21 protein-coding genes are annotated in these 23,255 nt (G+C 75.7%); 13 read left to right on the forward strand and 8 right to left on the reverse strand.

The window, feature by feature from the left end; genetic code table 11:
- The first annotated feature begins 78 nt into the window (after positions 1 to 78).
- From HKK73_RS07780 to HKK73_RS07790, 3 genes are read left to right on the forward strand one after another with little or no spacing between them, the layout of a single operon-like run.
- Positions 79 to 1,113: a bifunctional riboflavin kinase/FAD synthetase gene (locus HKK73_RS07780; protein ID WP_085388112.1), complete on the forward strand. Its 1,035-nt coding sequence runs from the start codon at positions 79 to 81 to the stop codon at positions 1,111 to 1,113.
- A gap of 2 nt (positions 1,114 to 1,115) precedes the next feature.
- Positions 1,116 to 1,808: an ABC transporter ATP-binding protein gene (locus tag HKK73_RS07785; RefSeq protein ID WP_171467758.1), complete on the forward strand. Its 693-nt coding sequence runs from the start codon at positions 1,116 to 1,118 to the stop codon at positions 1,806 to 1,808.
- Between the two features lie 2 nt (positions 1,809 to 1,810).
- Positions 1,811 to 3,352, forward strand: a complete 1,542-nt coding sequence (locus HKK73_RS07790) for a DUF6297 family protein (RefSeq protein ID WP_171467759.1) — start codon at positions 1,811 to 1,813, stop codon at positions 3,350 to 3,352.
- Positions 3,353 to 3,383: 31 nt separating this feature from the next.
- Here HKK73_RS07790 and HKK73_RS07795 read toward each other — a convergent pair whose 3' ends face one another.
- Complete coding sequence (locus tag HKK73_RS07795; protein ID WP_171467760.1) at positions 3,384 to 4,130, reverse strand: ATP-binding cassette domain-containing protein; 747 nt, start codon at positions 4,128 to 4,130, stop codon at positions 3,384 to 3,386.
- A 40-nt stretch (positions 4,131 to 4,170) separates the two neighbouring features.
- On the reverse strand, positions 4,171 to 5,337 hold the full coding sequence (locus tag HKK73_RS07800) for an FtsX-like permease family protein (RefSeq protein WP_171467761.1): 1,167 nt from the start codon (positions 5,335 to 5,337) through the stop codon (positions 4,171 to 4,173).
- Between the two features lie 237 nt (positions 5,338 to 5,574).
- Between HKK73_RS07800 and HKK73_RS07805 the strand changes: the two genes are divergently transcribed.
- The 8 genes from HKK73_RS07805 to HKK73_RS07840 all read left to right on the forward strand — a co-directional run bounded on the left by HKK73_RS07805 (position 5,575) and on the right by HKK73_RS07840 (position 15,736).
- Positions 5,575 to 7,062: a sensor histidine kinase gene (locus tag HKK73_RS07805; RefSeq protein WP_253705846.1), complete on the forward strand. Its 1,488-nt coding sequence runs from the start codon at positions 5,575 to 5,577 to the stop codon at positions 7,060 to 7,062.
- Complete coding sequence (locus HKK73_RS07810; protein ID WP_171467762.1) at positions 7,059 to 7,697, forward strand: response regulator; 639 nt, start codon at positions 7,059 to 7,061, stop codon at positions 7,695 to 7,697. The genes HKK73_RS07805 and HKK73_RS07810 overlap by 4 nt, the downstream gene beginning before the upstream one ends.
- A gap of 307 nt (positions 7,698 to 8,004) precedes the next feature.
- Complete coding sequence (locus HKK73_RS07815; protein ID WP_171467763.1) at positions 8,005 to 9,951, forward strand: heme peroxidase family protein; 1,947 nt, start codon at positions 8,005 to 8,007, stop codon at positions 9,949 to 9,951.
- 152 nt (positions 9,952 to 10,103) lie between these two features.
- The gene (gene rpsO / locus HKK73_RS07820; RefSeq protein WP_021479897.1) at positions 10,104 to 10,373 is read left to right on the forward strand and encodes a 30S ribosomal protein S15; all 270 of its coding nucleotides are present in this window, start codon (positions 10,104 to 10,106) and stop codon (positions 10,371 to 10,373) included.
- Between the two features lie 311 nt (positions 10,374 to 10,684).
- Positions 10,685 to 12,910: a polyribonucleotide nucleotidyltransferase gene (locus HKK73_RS07825; RefSeq protein ID WP_021479898.1), complete on the forward strand. Its 2,226-nt coding sequence runs from the start codon at positions 10,685 to 10,687 to the stop codon at positions 12,908 to 12,910.
- Position 12,911: 1 nt separating this feature from the next.
- The gene (locus HKK73_RS07830; protein WP_171467764.1) at positions 12,912 to 14,243 is read left to right on the forward strand and encodes a pitrilysin family protein; all 1,332 of its coding nucleotides are present in this window, start codon (positions 12,912 to 12,914) and stop codon (positions 14,241 to 14,243) included.
- Positions 14,244 to 14,447: 204 nt separating this feature from the next.
- The gene (gene dapB, locus HKK73_RS07835) at positions 14,448 to 15,203 is read left to right on the forward strand and encodes a 4-hydroxy-tetrahydrodipicolinate reductase (protein ID WP_256380373.1); all 756 of its coding nucleotides are present in this window, start codon (positions 14,448 to 14,450) and stop codon (positions 15,201 to 15,203) included.
- 92 nt (positions 15,204 to 15,295) lie between these two features.
- Positions 15,296 to 15,736, forward strand: a complete 441-nt coding sequence (locus HKK73_RS07840) for a hypothetical protein (protein WP_043658092.1) — start codon at positions 15,296 to 15,298, stop codon at positions 15,734 to 15,736.
- A 19-nt stretch (positions 15,737 to 15,755) separates the two neighbouring features.
- On the opposite strand, the gene HKK73_RS07845 is transcribed toward HKK73_RS07840, so the two are convergent.
- The 6 genes from HKK73_RS07845 to HKK73_RS07870 all read right to left on the reverse strand — a co-directional run bounded on the left by HKK73_RS07845 (position 15,756) and on the right by HKK73_RS07870 (position 20,397).
- A complete protein-coding gene (locus HKK73_RS07845; protein ID WP_171467766.1) occupies positions 15,756 to 16,214 on the reverse strand; it encodes a hypothetical protein in 459 nt (152 codons plus the stop codon).
- A gap of 78 nt (positions 16,215 to 16,292) precedes the next feature.
- Positions 16,293 to 16,802: a GNAT family N-acetyltransferase gene (locus HKK73_RS07850; protein WP_171467767.1), complete on the reverse strand. Its 510-nt coding sequence runs from the start codon at positions 16,800 to 16,802 to the stop codon at positions 16,293 to 16,295.
- 40 nt (positions 16,803 to 16,842) lie between these two features.
- Positions 16,843 to 17,163, reverse strand: a complete 321-nt coding sequence (locus tag HKK73_RS07855; RefSeq protein WP_171467768.1) for an AzlD domain-containing protein — start codon at positions 17,161 to 17,163, stop codon at positions 16,843 to 16,845.
- The gene (locus HKK73_RS07860) at positions 17,160 to 18,029 is read right to left on the reverse strand and encodes an AzlC family ABC transporter permease (protein ID WP_171467769.1); all 870 of its coding nucleotides are present in this window, start codon (positions 18,027 to 18,029) and stop codon (positions 17,160 to 17,162) included. The genes HKK73_RS07855 and HKK73_RS07860 overlap by 4 nt, the downstream gene beginning before the upstream one ends.
- On the reverse strand, positions 18,026 to 18,667 hold the full coding sequence (locus HKK73_RS07865) for a TIGR00645 family protein (RefSeq protein ID WP_021483162.1): 642 nt from the start codon (positions 18,665 to 18,667) through the stop codon (positions 18,026 to 18,028). Before HKK73_RS07865 ends, HKK73_RS07860 begins: the two co-directional genes overlap by 4 nt.
- A gap of 245 nt (positions 18,668 to 18,912) precedes the next feature.
- Positions 18,913 to 20,397 (reverse strand): NAD-dependent succinate-semialdehyde dehydrogenase, encoded by a 1,485-nt coding sequence (locus tag HKK73_RS07870; RefSeq protein ID WP_171467770.1) that lies wholly within the window; start codon positions 20,395 to 20,397, stop codon positions 18,913 to 18,915.
- A 137-nt stretch (positions 20,398 to 20,534) separates the two neighbouring features.
- On the opposite strand from HKK73_RS07870, the gene dapA reads away from it, so the two are divergent.
- Positions 20,535 to 21,479, forward strand: coding sequence for a 4-hydroxy-tetrahydrodipicolinate synthase (dapA, locus tag HKK73_RS07875; RefSeq protein ID WP_171467771.1), 945 nt, complete (start codon positions 20,535 to 20,537; stop codon positions 21,477 to 21,479).
- A gap of 50 nt (positions 21,480 to 21,529) precedes the next feature.
- The gene (locus HKK73_RS07880) at positions 21,530 to 23,215 is read left to right on the forward strand and encodes a ribonuclease J (protein ID WP_034655491.1); all 1,686 of its coding nucleotides are present in this window, start codon (positions 21,530 to 21,532) and stop codon (positions 23,213 to 23,215) included.
- Positions 23,216 to 23,255 lie beyond the last annotated feature (40 nt).

Below are 23,255 nucleotides of genomic sequence, written 5' to 3' on the forward strand. Positions count from 1 at the left end.
GTCCGCCGCCCCCCGTCGGCACGGGCGGCCGCCCCGGGCGGCACCCGCGGCCTTCCTGCTCACCTGAGGAGTTCTCGCGTGCACCTGTGGACGGACCTGAGCCAGGTTCCCCCGGGTTTCGGCCCGTCGGTCGTGACGATCGGCAACTTCGACGGCGTCCACCGCGGGCACGCCCAGGTGCTCGGGCGCATCGTCGACCTGGCGCGCGAGCGCGACGCGCGCGCCGTGGCCGTGACGTTCCACCCGCACCCGTCGGCCGTGCACCGCCCCCAGAGCGCGCCCGAGCTCATCACGGGCATCGCGGACCGGGTCGAGCTGCTCGCCGCGACGGGCCTGGACGCGGTCCTGCTCGTGGAGTACACGCTCGAGTTCGCGCGGCAGACGCCGGAGGAGTTCGTGCGCACCTACCTCGTCGACGGCCTGCACGCGGGCGCGGTCGTCGTCGGGCACGACGTCCGCTTCGGCCGCGACAACGCAGGCACCATGGAGACGATGGTCGCGCTCGGCGCGCGGTACGGCTTCGACGTGGTGGCGATCGACGACGTCGGCCAGCACCAGGGCGTGCCGGTCACCGACGAGGAGACGCCGGGCGACTCGCAGGTGCGCTGGTCCTCGACGGGCGTGCGCGCGCTGCTCGCGGCGGGCGACGTGCGCGAGGCGGCCCGCATCCTCGGCCGGTCCCACCGCGTGCGCGGCACCGTCGTGCACGGCGACGCGCGGGGGCGTGAGCTCGGCTTCCCGACGGCCAACCTCGGCTCGATCAGCGGCATGGTCCCGGCCGACGGCGTCTACGCGGGCTGGCTCGAGCGACCGCAGCTCGCGGGCGCCGATCCCCGCCACGCGGACGTGCGCCTGCCGGCGGCGATCTCGATCGGCACCAACCCGACGTTCGACGGCGTCGAGCGCCGGGTCGAGGCGTACGTCCTGGACCGCGCGGACCTCGACCTGTACGACGAGGACGTGGTCCTCGAGCTCGTCGAGCGGCTGCGCCCGACGCTGCGCTTCGACGGCATCGAGCCGCTCGTGGCGCAGATGCACGACGACGTCGCGCGCGCCCGGGAGATCCTCGCCGCCCCGGGCGGGGAGCCGGCCGCGACGACGCCGGGCGCCTGACCGTGGCCGCCCCGGCACCCGTGCTCGAGGCGCGCGCGCTGCGCGTCGGCTACGCGGACGTCGCGGTGTGCGCGCCCGTCGACCTCGCCGTGGTGCCGGGCGAGCTGGTCGTGGTGATCGGCGCCAACGGGAGCGGCAAGTCGACGCTCCTGCGCACGCTGCTCGGTCTCCAGGCGCCGCTCGGCGGTGCGGTGCGCGCGTTCGGGCGCGACGTGGACGAGCGCGAGCGCGACTTCCGGGCGCGCGTCGCGGGCGTGCTCGACGACGACGCGTTCTTCCCGGCGCTCACGGTCCGCGAGCACCTCGTCCTCGTCGCGCGAGGGCACGGCGTGCCGGGGGCCGGGGCCGTCGTGGACGAGCTGCTCGACCGGTTCGGGATCGCGGAGCAGGGTCGGTCGCTCCCGTCGGCGCTCTCCTCCGGCCAGCGGCGACGCTTCCTGCTCGCCTCGGGCTTCGTGCGGCCCCGTGAGCTGCTCGTCCTCGACGAGCCCGAGCAGCGGCTCGACCCGGGGATGCGGGAGCGCCTCGCGGCGCTGCTCGTCGAGGACGCGCGCAGCGGCGTGGCCGTGGTCCTCGCCACGCACGACCCCGAGCTCGTCGAGCGCACGGGCGCGCGCGGCCTGCTCGTCGGCGACGACCGGTGCGTCCCGCTCGCCCCGGCCGACGTCCACGCGGCGCTCCTGGCGGTGCGCTGACCGTGCCGCACGGAGCGAGCGCGCTGCGCTCCGACCCGGACGAGCTGCTGACGGGTCGCGAGCTGCGCCGTCTCACCGCCCGTGCCGCGGCCGCGCGGGCCGACGCCGGGCCGGGCGAGATCGTCGTCGACGTCGCCTACGCCGTGGTGTCCGTCGCGCTGGCGACGGGCTGGGTCGTCGGGCTCGCCTCGATGCTGCGCTCGACGCTCGCGACCGCCGCGCCGGCGGGCGGGCCGCCCGTGCTAGGACCGGGGGCCGTCCAGGCGCTCGGCACGACGGCGCTGCTCGCGTTCCTCACAGGCACCGCCGTGCGCCTGGGCCCGGTCGGCGCCGGCGGGGGCGGGGTGCGGTGGTGGGTGCCGACGCCCGCCGACCGGCGGGGTCTCGTGTCGCCGTCGTTCGCGCGCGCCGTCGTGCTGGGTGCCGGGCTCGGAGCGCTGGGGAGCGCCGTCGTCGCGGTCGCGGCCGGCCTGGACGCGGTGCCCGCGCTGCGGGCCGGCGCGACCGGCGGCGCCCTCGGCCTGCTCCTCGTCGCGGTCGCGGGACTCGCCCAGCCGTCGGCCCGTGCCGCCGGGCTGCTCGCGCGGGCGAGCGACGTCGCGGTCGCGGCCGTACCGGTCGCGGGTCTCGCGCTCGTCGTCGCCGGGCGCCCCGGTCTCCCGCCGCTCGGTGCGCCGCTCGTCGTCGTGCTCGGTCTGCTCGCCGTCGCGGCGCTGCTCGTGCTGCGGTGGTGGCGCGGGCTGGAGTCCCTCGGCGCGACGGTGCTGCGCGCGCAGAGCGCGGTCGCGGACCAGGTGGGTGGCGCCGTGCTGTCCTTCGACACGCGGGACCTGGGCCGGGCCCTGCGCCGGGCCGGCGCCGCCCGGGTCCGGGTCCGCCGGCCCCACCGGTTCGCCGCGGTGCACGGTCCCGTCGGCGCGGTGGTCGCGGCCGACCTCGTGCTGCTGGGTCGCAGCCCGTCGGCGCTCGCCCAGCTCGTCGGTCTCGCCGCCCTCACGGTCGTCGCGCAGCAGGTGCCCGGCCTGGGCTCCGGCTTCGGTCTCTTCGCCCTGCTCGTCGCGGCGGGCCTCGGGGCGGCGGTGCTCGGCGCGGAGGGGGCGCGCACGGCAGAGATGGCCCCGGTCGTCGACGCGCTCGTGCCCCTCCGCGCGCGCTGGACGCGGCTCGCGCGCGGCGTCGTCCCGACGCTCACGGCGACGGCCTGCCTCGTCGCGGGCACGGCCCCGCTCGCGCTCGGGACGGGGGACGCGCGCTGGCTCGGGGTCGCGGTGCTCGCTGCGGTCGTCCAGGGCGCCGCCGCCGTGCGCAGCGCGTACCGCGAGCCGCCGGACTGGGGCGGGCCGCTGCTCGCGACGCCCTCGGGCGGTCTGCCGACGGGCGCCGCGGCCGTGCTGCGCAAGGGGCCCGACGTCGCGGTGCTCGGCGCGGTCCCGCTCGGGGTCGCCCTGCTCGTCGGTACGCCCGGGTGGGGCGTCGTGGTGGCCCAGGCGCTGGCCGCCGTCGTGGCGGTCGCGGTCGCGACCCACGTGCGCGCGGTCCGCTGACCCGACGGCGGCCCGAGCGCGCCGTGCGTCGTCAGGCCGCCGCGGGCGCCGGGACGAGGCGGCCGTCCGCGAGGTGGACCCGCGCGTCGACCGGGTCGAGCGTCGCCTCGTCGTGCGAGACGAGCAGCGTCGCCGCGTCGAGCTCGCGCGCGAGCCGCACGACCAGCTCCACCACCTGCACGCCGCGCTCGTGGTCGAGCGCCGACGTCGGCTCGTCCACGAGCAGCACCTCGGGGTCGTTCATGAGCGCGCGGGCGATCGCGACGCGCTGGCGCTGCCCGCCGGAGAGGTGCTCGGGCCGGCGGTCCGCGCGGTCGGCGACCCCGACGGCGTCGAGCAGCGCGAGGGCGTGCGCGCGGCGCGACGCGGGGGAGCGGCCCCGGAGGTGGCTCATGAGCTCGAGCTGCTCGAGCACGGTGAGCGACGCGACGAGCTGCGGCTGCTGGAACACGAGCCCGATGCGCTCGCGGCGCAGCGCCGCCGCCCGGTCGGCCGCACGCCGCGCGCGCCGTCGGTCGCGCCGTCCGGCCGCGTCCCTGGGCTCGGTGCCGGGGTCGAGCGGTGCGCTGACGACGTCGGGCCCCACCCGCACGACGCCCGACGTCGGCGGCGTGAGCGTCGCCGCGACGGCGAGCAGGCTGGACTTGCCGGCGCCGGACGGGCCGAGCAGCGCCGTCGTGGTGCCCGAGGGCACGGTGAGGGAGACGTCGTCGACGGCGACGAGGACGCCGTCGCCGTCGGGGTAGGTGAGTCGGACACGGTCGAGGACGAGGTCCACCAGGAGCTCCTGAGGGTCGGTACGGACGAGAGGGAGTAGGTCAGCGGGCCGCGAGCGCCGCGTGCGGGTCGACGCGCGCGACCCGCGTCACGGCGAGGACCGCGCCGAGGCCGCCGAGCACGACGAGCACGACGGCGGGCACGAGGGTCGTCGAGAGGTCGACGACGACCGGCATGACCTGGGACGCGAGCAGTCCCGCGCCGGCCGCGAGGGCCGTGCCGACGCCGACGCCCACGCCCAGCACGACGCCGGCCTGGCCGATCGCGTCGCGCAGCAGGTAGCGCGTCGAGGCGCCGAGCGCGCGCAGCACCGCGACGTCGCCCGCGCGCTGGATGGTCCAGACGGTGAAGAACGCACCGACGACGAGCGCGGAGATCGCGAGGAGGAAGACCTGCATGAGGGTCAGGGAGAGGTTCTCGGCGGTGAACGACGAGATGGCCGAGCGCGCCTCGCGCGGCGTCGCGGTCACGGTGCCGACGCGGGCGTCCGTGGCGGCGAGCACGTCCGCGGTCGGGGGGTCGTCGCCGAACCGCAGGGTGACGACGGTGGCCACCTGCCCGGCTGCCGCGTCGTCGGTCGAGGCGCTGTCGGCAGGCGTGCCGTCGGACGTGGTGCCGACGGGCGAGGCGCCGCCCCGGGCGCCGACGGCCTGCCAGTCGTCGAGGGCCACCCAGACGACCGGCGTGTGCGCGTAGTCCGCCTCGCCGTCCGCGACGGCGGAGACCGTCAGGTCGAGCGGCCCGGCGTCCACCTGGTCGCCCACGTCGGCGCCGAGCGCGTCGGCCGCGCCGCGGGAGAGCACGGCGGTGCCGGGAGAGACGTCGGCACCGCCGTCGTCGGTGCCGGGCACGAGCCCCGAGCCGGGCCGCACCCCGAACGCGGTGACGGCGGCCGTCGCGTCGCCGGACGCGCGCACGGTCGCGACGCCGAGCGGCTCCGCGGCGTCGACCCCGGGGACGGCGGCCCAGGCGTCCGTCTGTGCCGCTGTCACCTCGGACTCCGTGAAGGTGGGGGACGCGCCCTCGGCCGGGGGCGCGAAGGCGACGCGATCGACCGGCAGGTCGGTCACCGCGGAGGTGCTCGCGCGGCCGAGGCCCGCGGTGAGCGCCGCGAGGAAGGCGACGAGGAACGTGATGAGCGCGACGACGACCGTCATGAGCGCGAAGCGACCGCGCGCGTGACGCAGGTCGCGCAGGGCGAGGAACACGGGGAGACCTCCGGGGTTCGAGGGCAGCGAGTGGGACAGAGTGCGGGGGCGGGGACGCGCTCCGGCGAGCACGAGCGGTCGTGCGTCGCAGGACCCGTCCCGACGTCCCGTCCACCGTCCCGCGTCCGCGCGCGCCCCGGATCACCGGCCCGATCGGTCCTGGGGCGCCGCAGGGACGAGCCCGGGATCGACCGTTCGGACGATGCCGGGTCGCGGCGCCGTGGCTAGGGTGACGGCGTGATCCCGCCCGGACCCGAGCCCGCCGAGCCTGCCGCGCTCGCGGGCCGTGCTGCGCCGTCGGGCCGTGCGTCGTCGGGCCATGCATCGGTCGACCGTGCGACGTCGGCGGCGGGTCGCGTCGCGCCGGTCGTGCCGGCCGCGACGCGGTGGCTGCGGCGCGGCCTGGACGTGCTGCTCGTCGGGCTGGTCGCGCTCGCGGTGGCGGGCGCGCTCGTCACGTCGACGGCGCGGGGCGCGGGCGCCGTGCTGCTCGGCGCGGCCCTGCTCGCGCTGTACGTGGTGGGCCGTCGTCGGGTCCCCGTGCCCGTCGACGTGCGCGCGCCGCGCGGTGCGTGGTGGCCCGCGGGGGCGTGGGTGACCGGTCTCGTGGCCCTCTGGGTCGGGCTGTCGCTCGTCACGACGACCGCCGTCTGGGTCGCGTTCCCCCTGATGTTCGTGGCGATGCACGTCCTCGGCCCGCGCCGGGGCCCGGTCGCGGTCGCGGTGGTCGTCGTGCTCGTCGTGGGCGTCATGGCCACGTGGACCGCGCGCGTCGCGCTGCCGTTCGTGCTCGGGCCGGCCATCGGCGGGGCCGTCGCGGTCGTCGTCGTCCTCGCGCTGGAGGCGGTCGTGCGGGAGTCCCAGGAGCGCCAGCGCACGCTCGACGAGCTCGTGCGCACCCGGGACGAGCTCGCGGCGTCGGAGCGAGAGCGGGCGGTGGCGGCCGAGCGCGAGCGCCTGGCGCGCGAGATCCACGACACGCTCGCCCAGGGGTTCTCGTCCGCCGAGCTGCTCCTGCGCGCGGCCCGGACCGCGCTCGACGCCGGCGACGCGGAGACCGCGCGCGGGTACGTCGAGCAGACGCGCGAGGTCGCCCGGCACAACCTCGCCGAGGCGCGCCGCGTCGTGCGCGCGCTGGCGCCGGCCGACCTCGCGTCGTCGAACCTCGTCGGGGCCCTGCGCCGCGTCGCGGACCGGGCGTCCGGACGCGCCGCCGAGGGCGGGCCGCGCGTCGTCGTGCGGGTGAGCGGCGAGCCGGTCCCGCTGCCGACCGAGGTCGAGGCCGCCCTGCTGCGCGTGGCGCAGTCCGCGCTCGCCAACGTCGAGCGGCACGCCGGTGCGACCCGCGCCGCCGTCACCGTGAGCTTCCTCGCGGGCACCGGGCCGGGGGACGACGCGGTCGCGCTCGACGTGGTCGACGACGGGCGCGGCTTCGACCCGGACGCCGTCCCCGCGCCGGCGGCGGACCGGACCGGTGGCTTCGGCCTCGGCGCCATGCGCGCGCGGGTCGCGGACCTCGGGGGCACGCTGTCCGTGGAGTCCGCGCCGGGGGCGGGCACGGCGGTGGCCGCCTGGGTGCCGCTCGCGGCGACGACCGGGACCCGGTCGGGCGCGGGTGCCGACCACCGGACCGACGACCCGGCCGACCGTGCGGCCGACCGACCCGCCGACGGGACGGCCGAGACCCGGACCGAGACCGACGCCGGCACCGAGGAGGAGCGATGACCGGGCCCGCCGTGGACGTCGTCCTCGCGGACGACCACCCCGTCGTGCGGACCGGCCTGCGCGCCGTCCTGGAGGCCGAGCCGGACCTGCGGGTCGTCGCCGAGGTCGGCTCCGCCGAGGAGCTGCTCGCCCGGCTGCGCGCCGGGCTGCGGGCCGACGTCGTGCTGCTCGACCTGCAGTTCGGCCCCGACCACCTCGGGGGCGTGGACGCGGTCCGCGAGATCGTCGCGACGGACGGTCCGCCCGTGCTCGTCGTCACGACCTACGACGCGGACGCCGACATCCTCGCCGCGGTCGAGGCGGGCGCTCGCGGCTACCTGCTCAAGGACGCGCCGACCGACGAGCTCGTCGCCGCCGTGCGCGCGGCCGCGGCGGGCGAGGTCGCCCTCGGCCCGGCGGTGCAGCGGCGGCTGCTCGGCCGGCTGCGCAGCCCGGGCACGGCGCTCACGGCGCGCGAGCTCGAGGTCCTCGCGCTCGTCGCCGAGGGGCGCACGAACGACGAGATCGCGCACGAGCTGTTCCTCTCGCGCGCGACCGTGAAGACGCACCTCGTGCACGTCTACGACAAGCTCGGCGCGCCGTCGCGCACGGCCGCCGTCGCCGAGGCCCGGCGCCGCGGCCTCCTGCGGGGCTGAGCCCGGCCGGGCCGTCGCGGCGTGTCCGCGGGGTCCTCGCCCGAGACGTCGTGCGGGCGTCGTCGGGACCGTCCTCGAGACCGTCACCGCACCGTCCTGCGGGCGCTGCCCGGTCGTGTCACGACACCGGCGCCGGGCCCTCCCTCCGGGTGAGCGGCGCCGTCGTGCACGGCGCCCAGGCGGCCGCGCGGGCCTCGGGCTGCGGCCCGGGGGCGGTCGCACCCGTCCCCGCGCGCGCACGCCCGCGGGGGCGCCGGCGGCCCGCCGCGCGGGCCGCACGAAGACCTCCGACAGAGAGGGCAGAGCCATGGAGGCTCAGCAGCAACCGGCGGCTCCCGTCGCCGAGACCGTCGTCGACGACGTCGCACCCGACGCCGTCGACCAGGCGTCCACCCCGGTCGGCCGGACCGTCCGCAGCGTCGGGCACGGGTCGGCCGTCGTCCCCGACGAGGTCGCGACCGACGCGGACGTGGACCCGGCGGAGTCGGACGCACCGCTCCTGCCCGCGGCCGAGGCCGCGGTGGCGCGAGACCTCGAGCACCACCGGTACGACTCCACGACCGCGTTCGACTACCTGTTCCCGCAGCTCGCGGAGCGCTTCCCGCGGTTCCACCTCCCGGTCGGGAACGGCGCGACGGCCGCGACCGTCGCCGCGCTGAAGACGCTCGGGGCGGCGATGGTCGCCCGGCCCGTCACCCCGCCCGGGCAGCCGCCGCGCAGCCTCGACTCCCACGTGCCGGCCGTGTACACGTACTGGGGCCAGTTCATCGACCACGACATCACGCTCAACACCAACGGCCCCGACACGACGACGGGCCGGGACGGGGACCAGGCGCTCGGCGACGTCGACGCGGTGCCCTTCCAGGTGTTCGCGCCGTGGGTCGTGGTGCGCTCGCTCCACAACGGGCGCCACCCGGCGCTCAACCTCGACTCCCTGTACGGCAGCGGGCCGCGGTTCGAGGGCGAGCGCGGGTACCGCACGACGCGCAGCGAGGCGTCGTACGTGCCGGGCTCGGCGAAGCTGCGGCTCGGCCGCATCTCCACCGAGCCGCTCGTCGTCCCGGGCGGGCCCTCGTTCTCGCTCGTGGCGCCCGGCGACGACGCGCAGCGCGACCTGCCGCGCGACGACGGCGGCGCGCCGCTGATCCCGGACGGGCGCAACGACGAGAACCTCGTGGTCGCCCAGCTCCACCTCGCGATGATCCGGTTCCACAACGCCGTCGTGGACTGGGTGGACGACGCCGAGCCCTGGACCCGGCTCACGGGCGGGGAGCGCGGCGTGTTCGAGCGCGCGAGCCAGCTCGTGCGGTGGCACTACCAGTGGCTCGTGGTCAACGACTACCTGCGCACCCTCACCAAGCCGGGCGTGCTCGACGCGACGCTCCTGCGCGACACGTCGTTCTTCCGGCCCCGGTACCCGATCTCCATGCCGCTCGAGTTCGCGGTCGCGGCGTTCCGGTTCGGGCACTCGATGATCCGCGACTCCTACGACTTCAACGTCAACTTCACGGGCCCGCCGCCCGCGAACGCGAGCCTGACGCAGCTCTTCCAGTTCACGGGGAACGGCGGCAGCCTGCGCCCGGGACCGCAGGGCACCCCCGTCCTGCCGTCCAACTGGCCGATCGAGTGGGCGCGGTTCGTCGACAAGGGCGACCCGCGGACGTTCCGCGCGGCCGAGAAGATCGACACGTTCCTCGCGCCGAGCCTGGGCACGATGGTCAAGGAGGGGAACCTGCCGCCCGAGCCGCCCGCGCACACGCCGGCCCAGCTCGTCGCGAGCGCGCTCCAGAAGCAGCTCGCGCAGCGCAACCTGCTGCGCGGCTACATGCTCGCGCTGCCCACGGGCGAGGCCGTCGCGGCGGCCTTCGGGGTCGTCCCGCTCACCCCGGCCCAGCTCGAGGACCGGGCGAGCGACGACGTGAAGCAGGCGCTCGCGGCCCTGCGGGACGGCGACCACGGCGGCACCCCGCTGTGGTACTACGTCCTCAAGGAGGCCGAGCTCCAGGGCGACGGCAGCTTCCTCGGCGAGGTCGGCAGCCGCGTGCTCGCGGAGACGTTCGTGTACCTGCTGCGGCAGGACGACACGTCGTACGTGCGCACGAGCAACCACTGGACGCCCGCGCAGGGCGTGCATTTCGAGGACGGGTCGCTCGTCCTCACGCTGCCGGACCTGCTCCGGTTCGCCGGGGTGCTGCCCGACGCCGCGGGCCGGTTCCGCGGTGACGGCACGGCCGGGCACGACGGCGCCCCCTGAGACACGACGCGTGGTCCGGCCGGGCGGGCGGGGCCGCGGCCGGCGACGGCGCGTCCGTTTGGTAGGGTGGATGCGCCGTCTGACCGGCCGCGGACAGAGAGAGCCCGGGAGATCCGTCCCGGCGCACCGCGCAACGAACCCGAAGGAGAACCGTGCCGCTCGACACTGCCACGAAGCAGCGCATCATGACCGAGTACGCGACGAGCGAGGGCGACACCGGTTCGCCCGAGGTCCAGGTCGCGCTCCTCACGCAGCGCATCAAGGACCTCACCGAGCACCTCAAGGAGCACAAGCACGACCACCACAGCCGTCGTGGTCTGCTCCTCCTCGTCGGCCAGCGCCGTCGCCTGCTCGGCTACCTGCAGAAGGTCGACATCAACCGCTACCGGAGCCTCATCGAGCGCCTCGGTCTGCGTCGCTGACACGACACCGCCAGCCCGGTCCCTGCGGGGACCGGGCTGGTCTGGTGTGATGTACCCGTCACACCCCGGCTGAGCACCACCCAGCCGCACACCACCCACCGCGCCGCCGGCCTCTCGTTCGGTCCTCGGTAGTGGCTCACGGACCCCCACGGCACCGTCCTCGGACGGAGCGGTGCGGGAATTGCCGTGGACCTCGATCGAAGACCGCCGAGCGTCGAGTGCGACCGGAGCCCCTGCGCCACGCGCCGGGGCGCGGACCGGAACCCTCGACAGGGCTACCCGGGCGGCGCTTCGAGAAAGGGAGGGCACCCGTGGAGGGTCCCGAGATCCAGTTCGCCGAGGCCACGATCGACAACGGTCGCTTCGGCACCCGCACCGTCCGGTTCGAGACCGGGCGCCTCGCCCGTCAGGCCGCCGGCTCCGTCGCCGCGTACCTCGACGACGAGACCATGCTCCTGTCGGCCACGACGGCCGGCAAGCACCCCAAGGAGCAGTTCGACTTCTTCCCGCTGACGGTGGACGTCGAGGAGCGCATGTACGCCGCGGGCCGCATCCCCGGCTCGTTCTTCCGCCGCGAGGGCCGTCCCTCGACGGACGCGATCCTCGCGTGCCGCCTCATCGACCGCCCGCTGCGCCCGCTCTTCGTCAAGGGCCTGCGCAACGAGGTCCAGGTCGTCATCACGGTCCTCGCGCTCCACCCGGACGACGCGTACGACACGCTCGCGATCAACGCCGCCTCGGCGTCGACCCAGATCTCCGGCCTGCCGTTCTCCGGCCCGGTCGGCGCGGTCCGCATCGCGCTGGTCGACGGCCAGTGGGTCGCGTTCCCCAAGTACTCCGACAAGGAGCGCGCGGTCTTCGACATGGTCGTGGCCGGCCGCGTCGTCGGCGACGACGTCGCGATCGCGATGATCGAGGCCGAGGCGACCGACGGCGCCTGGGGCCTCGTCAAGGACGAGGGCGTGGCGGCGCCGACCGAGGAGGTCGTCGCCGAGGGCATCGAGGCGGCCAAGCCGTTCATCAAGGCGCTGTGCGACGCGCAGTCGGCGCTCGCCGCGCAGGCCGCGAAGCCCGTCAAGGAGTACCCGGTCTTCCTGGACTACCAGGACGACGCGTTCGCCGCGGTCGAGGCCGAGGTCGCGACGGACCTGCGCGAGGCGCTCGCCATCGCGGACAAGCAGGACCGCGAGAACCGTCTCGACGAGATCAAGAACGAGATGGTGGGCAAGCTCCAGGCCGGGTTCGACGGCCGCGAGAAGGAGCTCTCCGCCGCGTACCGCGCGCTCCAGAAGAAGCTCGTGCGCCAGCGCGTGCTCACCGACGGCGTGCGCATCGACGGTCGTGGGCTCGCGGACATCCGCACCCTGTCGGCCGAGGTCGAGGTGCTGCCGCGCGTGCACGGCTCCGCGCTCTTCGAGCGTGGCGAGACGCAGATCATGGGCGTCACCACGCTGAACATGCTCCGCATGGAGCAGCAGATCGACTCGCTCGGTCCGGAGACGCGCAAGCGCTACATGCACAACTACAACTTCCCGCCCTACTCGACCGGCGAGACCGGCCGCGTGGGCAGCCCGAAGCGCCGCGAGATCGGCCACGGCGCGCTCGCCGAGCGTGCGCTCGTGCCGGTGCTGCCGAGCCGCGAGGAGTTCCCCTACGCGATCCGCCAGGTGTCCGAGGCCCTCGGCTCCAACGGCTCGACGTCCATGGGCTCCGTGTGCGCCTCGACGCTCTCGCTCCTCAACGCGGGCGTGCCGCTGCGCGCCCCCGTCGCGGGCATCGCGATGGGCCTCATCTCCGACACGGTGGACGGTGAGACCCGCTACGCGGCGCTCACCGACATCCTCGGTGCCGAGGACGCGTTCGGCGACATGGACTTCAAGGTCGCCGGCACGCGCGAGTTCGTCACGGCCATCCAGCTCGACACCAAGCTCGACGGCATCCCCGCCTCGGTGCTCGCCGGTGCGCTGACCCAGGCGCGCGACGCGCGCCTGACGATCCTCGACGTGCTCGCCGAGGCCATCGACGTGCCCGACGAGATGTCCCCGAACGCCCCGCGCGTCATCTCCGTGAAGGTGCCGGTCGACAAGATCGGCGAGGTCATCGGCCCCAAGGGCAAGATGATCAACCAGATCCAGGAGGAGACGGGCGCGGACATCTCCATCGAGGACGACGGCACCGTGTACATCGGCGCCGTCGACGGCCCGTCGGCCGAGGCCGCCCGCGCGGCGATCAACGCGATCGCCAACCCGCACGTCCCGGAGATCGGCGAGCGCTTCGTCGGCACCGTCGTCAAGACGACGTCGTTCGGCGCGTTCATCTCGCTCTCCCCGGGCAAGGACGGTCTGCTGCACATCAGCCAGATCCGCAAGCTCGTGGGCGGCAAGCGCGTCGAGAACGTCGAGGACGTGCTGTCCATCGGCCAGAAGGTCCAGGTCGAGATCGGCGAGATCGACCCGCGCGGCAAGCTCTCGCTGCACGCCGTGGTCGAGGACGAGGCTCCGGCCGACGCTCCCGCGACCGAGGACGCGGACGCCTGACGTGCCGTGGGACCTTCCGCTCGTCCCGGCGGGTGACGCCGGGGCCGAGTTGACCGCCGGGCAGGACGGCGCGACGATCCGTCGCTCCGTCCTGCCCGGCGGGGTCCGCGTGCTCACCGAGTCGATGCCGGGCCTGCGCTCGGCGACGGTGGGCGCGTGGGTCGGCGTCGGCTCGCGCGACGAGACCGACGGCCACTTCGGGTCGACGCACTTCCTCGAGCACCTGCTGTTCAAGGGCACGGCCCGCCGCTCCGCGATGGACATCGCCGAGGCGTTCGACGCCGTCGGCGGCGAGGCCAACGCGGCGACGGGCAAGGAGCACACGTGCTATTACGCGCGCGTGCTCGACGCCGACCTCCCCATGGCGGTCGACGTCATCACCGACATGGTGACCTCCGCGCGCCTGGACCCCGACGAGCTCGAGACCGAGCGCGGCGTGATCCTCGAGGAGCTCGCGATGAACGACGACGACCCCTCGGACGTCGTGCACGAGGAGTTCGCCGCGGCGGTCCTCGCCGGCCACCCGCTCGGGCGGCCCATCGGCGGCACCCCGGACACGATCAACGCCGTGCCCCGGGACGCCGTGTGGGAGCACTACCGCTGGCACTACCGCCCCGAGACGCTCGTCGTCGCGGCGGCGGGCGGCGTCGACCACGACACGCTCGTCGACCAGGTGGGCACGGCGCTGCGCGACGGCGGCTGGACGCTCGACGCGTCGGGCGCACCCCGCGCGCGGCGCGACCCCGCGGACCCCGCCCTGGCGGGCGTCGGGGCCGCGAGCGTCGAGCTGTCGGTCCACCGCGCGGTCGAGCAGGCGAACGTCGTCATCGGCGGCACCGGTCTGGCCGCGACGGACGACCGCCGCTTCACGCTCTCCGTGCTCAGCGCCGTCCTCGGCGGCGGCATGAGCTCGCGGCTCTTCCAGGAGATCCGCGAGCGGCGCGGCCTCGCGTACTCGACCTACTCGTTCGCGTCCGGCCACGGCGGCATCGGCACGTTCGGCCTCTACGCCGGGTGCGCGCCGTCGAAGGTCGACGAGGTGACCGCGCTGCTGCACAGCGAGCTCGACCGCCTCGCGGCCGACGGCATCACCGGCGCGGAGCTCGACCGCAGCATCGGCCAGCTCTCGGGCGGCATGGTCCTCGGCCTCGAGGACTCCGGCTCGCGCATGAGCCGGCTCGGCAAGGCCGAGCTCGTCTACGGCGAGCTCCTGAGCGTCGAGGAGTCGCTCGACGCGATCCGCTCCGTCACGGCCGACGACGTGCAGAAGCTCGCCGACGACCTCGCGTCGCGCCCGCGCTCCGTGGTGCGCGTCGGGCCGTTCGGCGGCTGACCCCGCCTCCACGGCGTCTCGCGGCGGCCGTCCTCCTCGCGGAGAGCGGCCGCCGTCGTGCTGTGGGCAGACCCACTGCTCGGTGCGGCGGACGCGGCACCGGTCGGCGCGCGCTGCGGCGATAGGGTGACGGGCGTGAGCGAGCAGAGCACCCCCGCGCCCGATCCCGCACCGACCGCCCCCGGCAGGGAGCCCGGTCGCCCGCTGCGGGTCGCCGTCCTGGGCGCCGCCGGACGCATGGGCGCGACGGTCTGCGCCGCCGTCGAGGGCGCAGCGGACCTCGAGCTCGTCGCGCGCCTCGACGCGGGCGACGAGGTCGCCGCCGCGACGCTCGGCGGCGCGGACGTCGCCGTCGACTTCACGGTCCCGGCCGCGACCGAGGCGAACGTCCACGCGCTGATCGACGTGGGCGTGCACGCCGTCGTCGGGACCACGGGCTGGACGGAGGAGAGCCGCGGTCGCGTCGTCGCGCACCTCGGTCGTGCCGCCGCGGCCGGCGCGCCGGGGCTCGGCGTGCTCATCGCGCCCAACTTCGGGCTGTCCGCCGTCCTCGCGATGACGTTCGCCGCCAAGGCCGCGCGGTACTTCGAGTCGGCCGAGGTGATCGAGCTCCACCACCCGGACAAGGTCGACGCGCCGTCCGGCACCGCGCGGCACACCGCCGCGGCGATCGCCGCCGCGCGCGCCGACGCCGGTCTCGGGACGGGCCCGGACGCGACCGAGACGGGCTGGGAGGCGCGCGGCGCCGACGTCGACGGCGTGCGCGTGCACGCCGTCCGGCTGCGCGGCCTCGTCGCGCACGAGGAGATCCTGTTCGGCAACACGGGCGAGCAGCTCGTCATCCGGCAGGACTCGTTCGACCGGGTCTCGTTCATGCCGGGCGTCCTGCTCGCGGTGCGCGAGGTCGTGGGCCGGCCCGGGCTGACCGTCGGCCTCGAGAACGTGCTGGACCTCGCGTGAGCGTGCCCGGCGGGTCGACCGGCCCGGACGGCCCCGGGCCCGGGGACGGCGGCTCGCGCGCGCGGTCGCACGCCGGGCGCCCGTGGAAGGCGATCGTCGGGGCGGTCCTCGTCACGCTCCTGCTCGCGCTCTACGTGTGGCAGGTCGCGGGGCGGTCCGCGGCCCTCATCCGCACGGGCGAGCCCGTGGCCATGGCGATCGGAGCCGGCGTGCTCGTGCTGCCGCTGCTCGTGGTCGGCCTCGTCGGGCGCGAGTTCCTGCTCGCCGGCACCGTGCAGCGCATGGCCGACGACCTCGCGGACCGCGGCCGCCTGCCCGTCGACGACCTGCCGCGCTCGCCGGGCGGCCGGATCGACCGGGACGCCGCCGACGCGGCCTTCGGCCCGTACCGGGACGCGGTCGACGCCGACCCGACGAGCTGGGAGGCGTGGTACCACCTCGCGTTCGCCTACGACGCGGCGCGCGACCGCCGTCGGGCCCGGGAGGCGCTGCGCAAGGCCGCGGCGCTCTACCGCGCGCGTCGCCGGGCCTGACGGCGCCCGGGCACGCGCGTCACAGGCTCGTCCAGCAGTAGAGCCGGTGCCCCGCGTCGTCGGCGCGGACGCACAGCGCCGCGAGCCGGTGCAGCGCGTCGGCGAGGCCCGCGGGGTCCGACCCCTCGAGCTCCTCCGTCGCTGCCCACCGCGCGGCGACCTCGTCGAGCGCGGCGGGCGTCGCGGAGGCGAGCGCCCCCACGAGCACGTCCGTCACGGAGACCACCCACGGCCCCTCGTCACCTCCGGTCGCGACGAGCGAGCCGTGGCGGGCGTCCGCCGTGACCTCGGCGTACGGGCGGTCGGTGAGCAGGCTCGCCAGGGTGCCGAGGACGACGAACGGGTCGATGCCCCGGAGCTCCACGGTCGCGAAGCCCGGCTGCGTCGTCAGCGGGTCGGGGGACGCCGGTCCCGCCTGCGCGGCGAGCGCGGCCCGTGCGTCGTCCGGTGCGGCGAAGTAGTCGGTGAGGATGCCCATGGCGGACGATCCTCGCAGGTCACGCGGACGGGCGGGTCACGGGCGTGTCACGGCTGCGTGACGCAGGTCCGGCGGTCGTCAGATCTCGGCCGTCCAGCGCCGCTCGACGACGTCCCGCAGCCCGGTCGCGAGCGTCCGGGTGCGCCCGTCGGGACCGAGCCCGGACCCGGCGAGGAACGCCTCGCGCGCGGCGTCGCCGTCGAGGACCCACGTGACGACCTCGTCCGCGCCGTCGCGCCGCAGCCGGTCGACCGCCGCCGCCAGCAGGCGCGACCCATGCCCGCCGCGCTGGTGGCGCGGCTCGACCTCGAGCGCGAGGACCTGGCCGGGCGCGACCGCGGCGAACCCCACGACGTCGGCCCTCGCGCACGCGACGAGCACCGCGAAGCCGGGACCGGGCGGCGAGGAGATCGCGGCGGCCCACTGCTCGCGCATCCGCACGGTGTCGAGCGCGTCGAGCACGTCGTCGCCGAGCACGTCGGCGTGCGAGGAGCGCCACGCCCCGACCTGGATCGCGGTCATCGCGACGTCGTCGCCGGGCACGGCAGGGCGGACGGAGACGTCGGCGGTCTCGCGGAAGAGGCTCACGGGTTCACCCTACGAGACCCGGCCGGGCGCCGGGACGGACTCAGCCCCAGCCGAGCGCTCGCAGGCCCGCGGCCGTGACCGCGGCGAGGACCACGACGACGATGAACGGCGTGCGCAGCGCGAGCGCGACGGCCGCGACGCCCAGCGCGGGCAGGCGCGCGTCGACGACGAGGGCCTGCCCGTCGCCGACGGTCTGCACCGTGACGAGCGCCGCGAGGAGCGCGGCGGTCACGAGCGCGGCGGTGCGCGCGACGCGCTCGTCGGCGAGCCAGTGCTCGGGCACGAGGTGACCGGCGAGCTTGAGGGCGAAGCACACCGCGGACGCGGTGAGCACGACGACCCAGACGGTCGCTGAGGTCACGAGGGCTCCTCTCCGCGGGGACCGGCCGCGGTCCCCGCACGGTCGGCGGCCCGGCGGCGCCGCGCGTCGACCTGACCGATGACGACGGCGACCGCGGCCGCCGCGAGCACCGGCACGCCGCCCGGTGCGACCGGGACGAGCGCCGCCGCGACGACCACCGCCGCGGCCGCGGTGAGCTGCATCGCGCGCGTCGCGAGCCGCGGCCACAGCAGGCCGAGGAACGCGGCCGCCGCGGCGGCGTCGAGCCCCCACGCGCGGGGGTCGCCCAGCGCGTCGCCCGCGAGCGCCCCGACGAGCGTCATCGCGTTCCAGAGGACGAAGATGCCGACGCCCGTCCACCAGAACCCGGCCCGGACGGCGCGCCGGGACCGTTGCGCGGTCGCGACGGCGGTCGACTCGTCGATCGTGAACTGCGCCGCGACGACCTTGTGCCACGAGCGCAGCGCGAGCAGCGGGCCGAGCTGCGCGCCGTAGAGCGCGTTGCGGACGCCCAGGAAGCCCGCCGTGGTGATCGCCGCGACCGGCGCGCCCCCGGCGCCCACCACGCCGATGAGCGCGAACTGCGAGCCGCCCGAGAACATGAGCAGGCTCAGCGCCATGGTCTGCGCGACGTCGAGGCCCGCGACGACCGACAGCGCGCCGAACGAGATGCCGTACAGGCCCGTCGCGACGGACACGGACACGGCCTGGCGGACCGCGGCGCGGACCTCGTCCTCGACGGCCTGCTCGGCCACGTGCTCGACGGCGTCCGGCACCTCTTCGACGTCCGGCACGCCGACGACGTCCGGCACGTCCGCGGCGGCCGCCCGCGCCACCTCGGGCGCGGGGTCGGCGCGGGGGCGGGGGACGTCGTCGGGCCGGCTCATGCGTGCGGGTCGGCCGGGCCCTCGCCCGCGGCGGCGGCGTTCGCCGCGCGCTGGTGCGCGGTGAGGGACATGCGGTCGATGAGCGCGAGGGCGAGCGCCGAGAGGACGAACGCGAGGTGGATGAGCGTCTGCCACATGAGCTGCGTCGGCGTGTACCGGCTGCTGTCGATGAACGTGCGCAGCAGGTGGATCGACGAGATCCCGACGATGGACATCGCGAGCTTCGTCTTGAGCACGTTCGCGTTGACGTGGCTCAGCCACTCGGGCTGGTCGGGGTGGCCCTCGAGCCGGATGCGCGAGACGAACGTCTCGTAGCCGCCCACGATGACCATGATGAGCAGGTTGGAGATCATGACGACGTCCACGAGCCCGAGCACCGCGAGCATGATCTCCTCGGCGCCGAAACTGACCACCTCGTGCGTCGCGTGATCCGTCGCGCGGCCCGTGAAGCCGCCCACGACGAGCAGCCACAGCTCCTTGAGGAACTGCCACACGTAGACCACCTGGGCCACGATGAGGCCGAAGTACAGCGGCGCCTGGAGCCAGCGCGACGCGAAGATCATGTACCCGACGGTGGTGACGCGGGCGCTGGGCGAGGGGACGTTCGGGCTGGTGGTCAACGCGGGCGTCGAGGGCACGGGCGTGGGCTCTCCGGGAGTCGGTGACGGCGGACGGCGACGACCGTCCGGCGCGGGGCACCTGTCACCGGTCGTCACCGGGGCGTCAGGGTACCAACGCCGCGTGAGGGCTCAGCAGGCCCGCCCGCCCTGCCGGTGGCGAGAGTGGCTTAGCCGCCCGTCGAGCACGGGGACGGCGACCGGGATCGTCGGATCCCGGTCCGTGACCCCGTGCTCGGCGGCGGCGGCGGAGAGAGGGGGCGACGTCAGAGGGCGACGTAGACCGTCTCCAGGTACTCCTCGAGGCCGGCCTCGCCGCCCTCGCGACCGAGGCCGGACTGCTTGAGCCCGCCGAACGGGGCGCTCGCGTCGGACACGAGGCCGCGGTTGACGCCGATCATGCCGGCCTCGACCTCCTCGGAGACGCGCACGGCCCGGTCGAGCGACGTCGTGTACGCGTAGGCGGCGAGCCCGTACTCGGTCGCGTTCGCGAGCGCGATGCCCTCGTCGTCGTCGCCGAACGCGACGACGGGGGCCACCGGGCCGAAGATCTCCTCGGTGACGACGCGCGCGTCCGGGTCGACGCCCGACAGGACGGTGGGGGAGTAGAAGTACCCGGGGGAGCGGGGCCGCTCCGCGCCGGTGAGCACCTGGGCCCCGCCGTCGACGGCCGCGTCGACGAGCTCGGCGACCTTGTCGACGGCCTTCGCCTCGATGAGCGGGCCGACCTGCGTCCCGTCCTGGGCGCCCGGCCCGACCCGCAGCTCCGCGAACGCGGCGGCGAGGCGCTGGGAGAACTCCCGCGCGACGGCGTCGTGCACGAGGAAGCGGTTCGCCGCCACGCAGGACTGCCCCGCGTTGCGGAGCTTCGCGACGACGGCGCCCTCGACCGCCGCGTCGAGGTCGGCGTCCGCGAACACGAGGAACGGGGCGTTGCCGCCGAGCTCCATCGAGGTGCGCAGCACCTGGGCGGACGCCTTCTCGAGGAGCGTGCGCCCGACGGGCGTCGAGCCGGTGAACGACAGCTTGCGCAGGCGCTCGTCGGCGAGGAGCGGCTCGGTGACGTCGGCGGCGCGCGACGACGGGACGACGTTGACCACGCCGGTCGGCAGCCCGCGGTCGGCGAGCTCGGAGCGGATCACCTCGGCCACGAGCGCGGTCGTGAGCGGGGTGAGCCGCGCGGGCTTGACGACGACCGTGCACCCGGCGGCCAGCGCCGGGCCGATCTTGCGCGTCGCCATGGCGATCGGGAAGTTCCACGGCGTGACGAGCAGGGCGGGGCCCACGGGCCGGCGGAAGACGAGCTGGCGGTTGCCGCCCGCGGGCGCGGTCCGCGCGAGCCCGTCGGCGCGGACCGCCTGCTCCGCGTACCAGCGCAGGAAGTCGGCGCCGTAGAGCACCTCGGCGCGCGCCTCGGCGAGCGGCTTGCCGCACTCGGCCGTGATGAGCGCGGCCACGTCGTCGGCCCGCGCGACGACCCGGTCGTAGACGGCGCGCAGCACCTCGCCCCGCTCGCGCGGGGGCGTCGCGCGCCACGCGGGCGCCGCACGGTGCGCGGCGTCGAGCGCGCGCAGCGCGTCCGCCGGGCTCGCGTCCGCGACGTCGAACAGCGACTCCTCGGTCGCCGGGTCCTCGACCTCGAAGGTCCGCCCGCCCTCGGCAGGACCCCAGTGGCCGTCCACGAGCAGCCCGGTGGGCACGTGGGCGACGAGCGCGGGGGAGAGGTTCGACGTCGAGGCGGGGCGGGACATGCTCCGAGTATCGCCCTGGGGGTCGCGGGGACGCACCCGGGCGAGCGGTGCGGGGCGTCGGGCCCGCGCCCCGGGCGCCGCCCGGTCCCTGCCGGACGGGCGCGGTGCGACGACCCGCCGCACGGTAGTTTGTGCACATGGTCCTTCCCGCCACCCCCGCGCGCCCGTTCGGTGCCGTCCTCACGGCCATGGTCACCCCGATGACGCCCGACGGCGCCGTCGACCTCGAGGCGTCGGCCCGGCTCGCGAAGCGCCTGGTGGACGACGGGAACGACGGCCTCGTGCTGAGCGGCACGACGGGCGAGTCGCCCACGACCCACGCTCCCGAGAAGCAGGACCTCGTGCGCGCCGTCGTCGAGGCGGTCGGCGACCGCGCGGCGGTCCTCGCGGGCGCCGGGTCCAACGACACCGACCACGCGCTGCGCATGGCCGAGCAGGCCGCCGAGGCGGGGGCGGACGGGCTCCTCGTCGTCACCCCGTACTACTCGCGCCCCGGCCAGGAGGGCGTCTACCGCCACGTCGTCGCGATCGCCGAGGCGGCCGACCTCCCCGTCATGCTGTACGACGTCCCCGGCCGCACCGGGGTGCGCATCGCCCCCGACACGTACGCGCGCCTCGCGGCGCACGAGCGGGTCGTGGCGACCAAGGACGCGACGGGCGACGTCTACGCCGCCGCGAAGCTCGCCGCCTCGACGGGCCTCGCCTTCTACAGCGGCGACGACGGGCTGCTGCTACCGTTCCTCGCGCACGGCGCCGCGGGTATCGTCTCCGTGTCGGCGCACGCCGTCGCGCCGCAGTTCGCGGAGGTCGTGCGCCGCTTCGACGCCGGCGACCCGGCGGGCGCGCTCGAGGTCTTCCTCACCACGACGCCCGTCATCGACGCGCTCAACGGTGCCGGCTTCCAGGCCGTCATGGCCAAGGCCGCCGTCGAGCTGCTCGGCGTCACCGACAACCGTTTCCTGCGCCTGCCGAACGTCGCGGCGACCGAGGACGACGTCGCGCTCGTGCGCGACGCCCTCGCCGCCGCGGGCGTGCTCGCGGGCGCGACCACCGCGGCAGGCGCTGCCGCACCCACGAACTAGCGAGGGCAGGAGCCCTCGAAACCCTCGGCTCAGCCACGACAGGAGGCCCCGTGAGCCATCCCCACCCCGAACTCTCCCTGCCTCCCGAGCTCCCCGCCGGAGGGCTGCGCATCGTCGCCCTCGGCGGTCTCGGTGAGGTCGGCCGCAACATGGCCGTCCTCGAGTACGACGGGCGCCTGCTCGTCATCGACTGCGGCGTCCTCTTCCCCGAGGACAACCAGCCCGGCGTCGACCTCATCCTCCCGGACTTCGACTACATCGCGGACCGGCTGGACGACATCGAGGCGATCGTCCTCACGCACGGCCACGAGGACCACATCGGCGCCGTGCCGTACCTGCTGCGCCTGCGCCGCGACATCCCGCTCGTCGGGTCGCAGCTCACGCTCGCGTTCGTCGAGGCGAAGCTCAAGGAGCACCGCATCTCGCCCGTGACCCTCGCGGTCAAGGAGGGGCAGGTCGAGCAGCTCGGCGTGTTCCGCTGCGAGTTCGTCGCCGTGAACCACTCGATCCCCGACGCGCTCGCGGTCGCGGTGACGACCGGCGCCGGGACCGTGCTGCACACGGGCGACTTCAAGATGGACCAGCTCCCGCTCGACGGGCGCATCACCGACCTGCGCGCGTTCGCGCGCCTGGGCGAGCAGGGCGTCGACCTGTTCATGGTCGACTCGACCAACGCCGAGGTGCCCGGGTTCGTCACGCCCGAGGTCGAGATCGGCCCGGTGCTCGACAACGTCTTCGCCGCCTCCGAGAAGCGCATCATCGTCGCGTCGTTCTCGTCGCACGTGCACCGCGTGCAGCAGGTCCTCAACGCCGCGCACCACCACGGCCGCCGCGTCGCGCTCGTCGGGCGCTCGATGGTCCGCAACATGACGATCGCGTCCGAGCTCGGGTACCTCCACGTGCCCGAGGGCGTGCTCATCGACCTCAAGAAGGTCGACTCGCTGCGCGACGACGAGATCGTGCTCATGTGCACGGGGTCGCAGGGCGAGCCCATGGCCGCCCTGTCGCGCATGGCGAACGGCGACCACAAGGTCCAGGTCGGCCACGGCGACACCGTCATCCTCGCGTCGTCGCTCATTCCGGGCAACGAGAACGCCGTCTTCCGCATCATCAACGGCCTCACGCGCCTCGGCGCGCGCGTCGTGCACGGCGGCAACGCCAAGGTGCACGTGTCCGGCCACGCGAGCGCGGGCGAGCTCCTCTACTGCTACAACGTGCTCAAGCCCAAGAACGTCATGCCGGTGCACGGCGAGGTCCGCCACCTCGTCGCCAACGGGGCGCTCGCGGTCCGCACGGGCGTGCCGGCCGACCGCGTCGTGCTCGCCGAGGACGGCGTCGTCGTCGACCTCGTCGACGGGCGCGCGTCCGTCGTGGGTGCCGTGCCGTGCGGGTACGTGTACGTCGACGGGTCGAGCGTCGGCGAGATCACGGACGCCGAGCTCAAGGACCGCCGCATCCTCGGCGAGGAGGGCTTCGTCTCCGTGTTCGCCGTCGTCGACTCCGCGACGGGCAAGGTCCTCGCGGGGCCGCAGATCCTCGCGCGCGGGTTCGCCGAGGACGACAAGGTGTTCCAGGACATCCAGCCCGAGGTCGTCAAGGCGCTCGAGGACGCGATCGCCGGCGGCGCGACGGACACGCACCAGCTCCAGCAGGTCATGCGCCGCGTCATCGGCCGGTGGGTCTCCAACCGCCTGCGCCGTCGTCCGATGATCGTCCCGGTCGTCGTCGAGGCGTAGCCTCCGCGACCGGCGTCGGACCGGTCTCCGACCAGCGCAG

Origin of the sequence: Cellulosimicrobium sp. 72-3 (genome assembly GCF_013127315.1) — a bacterium.
Classification (GTDB): domain Bacteria; phylum Actinomycetota; class Actinomycetes; order Actinomycetales; family Cellulomonadaceae; genus Cellulosimicrobium; species Cellulosimicrobium funkei.

Excerpts from the sequence above, each read along its gene's own strand:
- HKK73_RS07845 (WP_171467766.1), bottom strand. The coding sequence starts at position 16,214 with ATGGGCATCCTCACCGACTACTTCGCCGCACCGGACGACGCACGGGCC.
- HKK73_RS07870 (WP_171467770.1), bottom strand. The coding sequence starts at position 20,397 with ATGTCCCGCCCCGCCTCGACGTCGAACCTCTCCCCCGCGCTCGTCGCC.
- HKK73_RS07815 (WP_171467763.1), top strand. The coding sequence starts at position 8,005 with ATGGAGGCTCAGCAGCAACCGGCGGCTCCCGTCGCCGAGACCGTCGTC.
- dapA (WP_171467771.1), top strand. The coding sequence starts at position 20,535 with ATGGTCCTTCCCGCCACCCCCGCGCGCCCGTTCGGTGCCGTCCTCACG.
- HKK73_RS07810 (WP_171467762.1), top strand. The coding sequence starts at position 7,059 with ATGACCGGGCCCGCCGTGGACGTCGTCCTCGCGGACGACCACCCCGTC.
- HKK73_RS07860 (WP_171467769.1), bottom strand. The coding sequence starts at position 18,029 with ATGAGCCGGCCCGACGACGTCCCCCGCCCCCGCGCCGACCCCGCGCCC.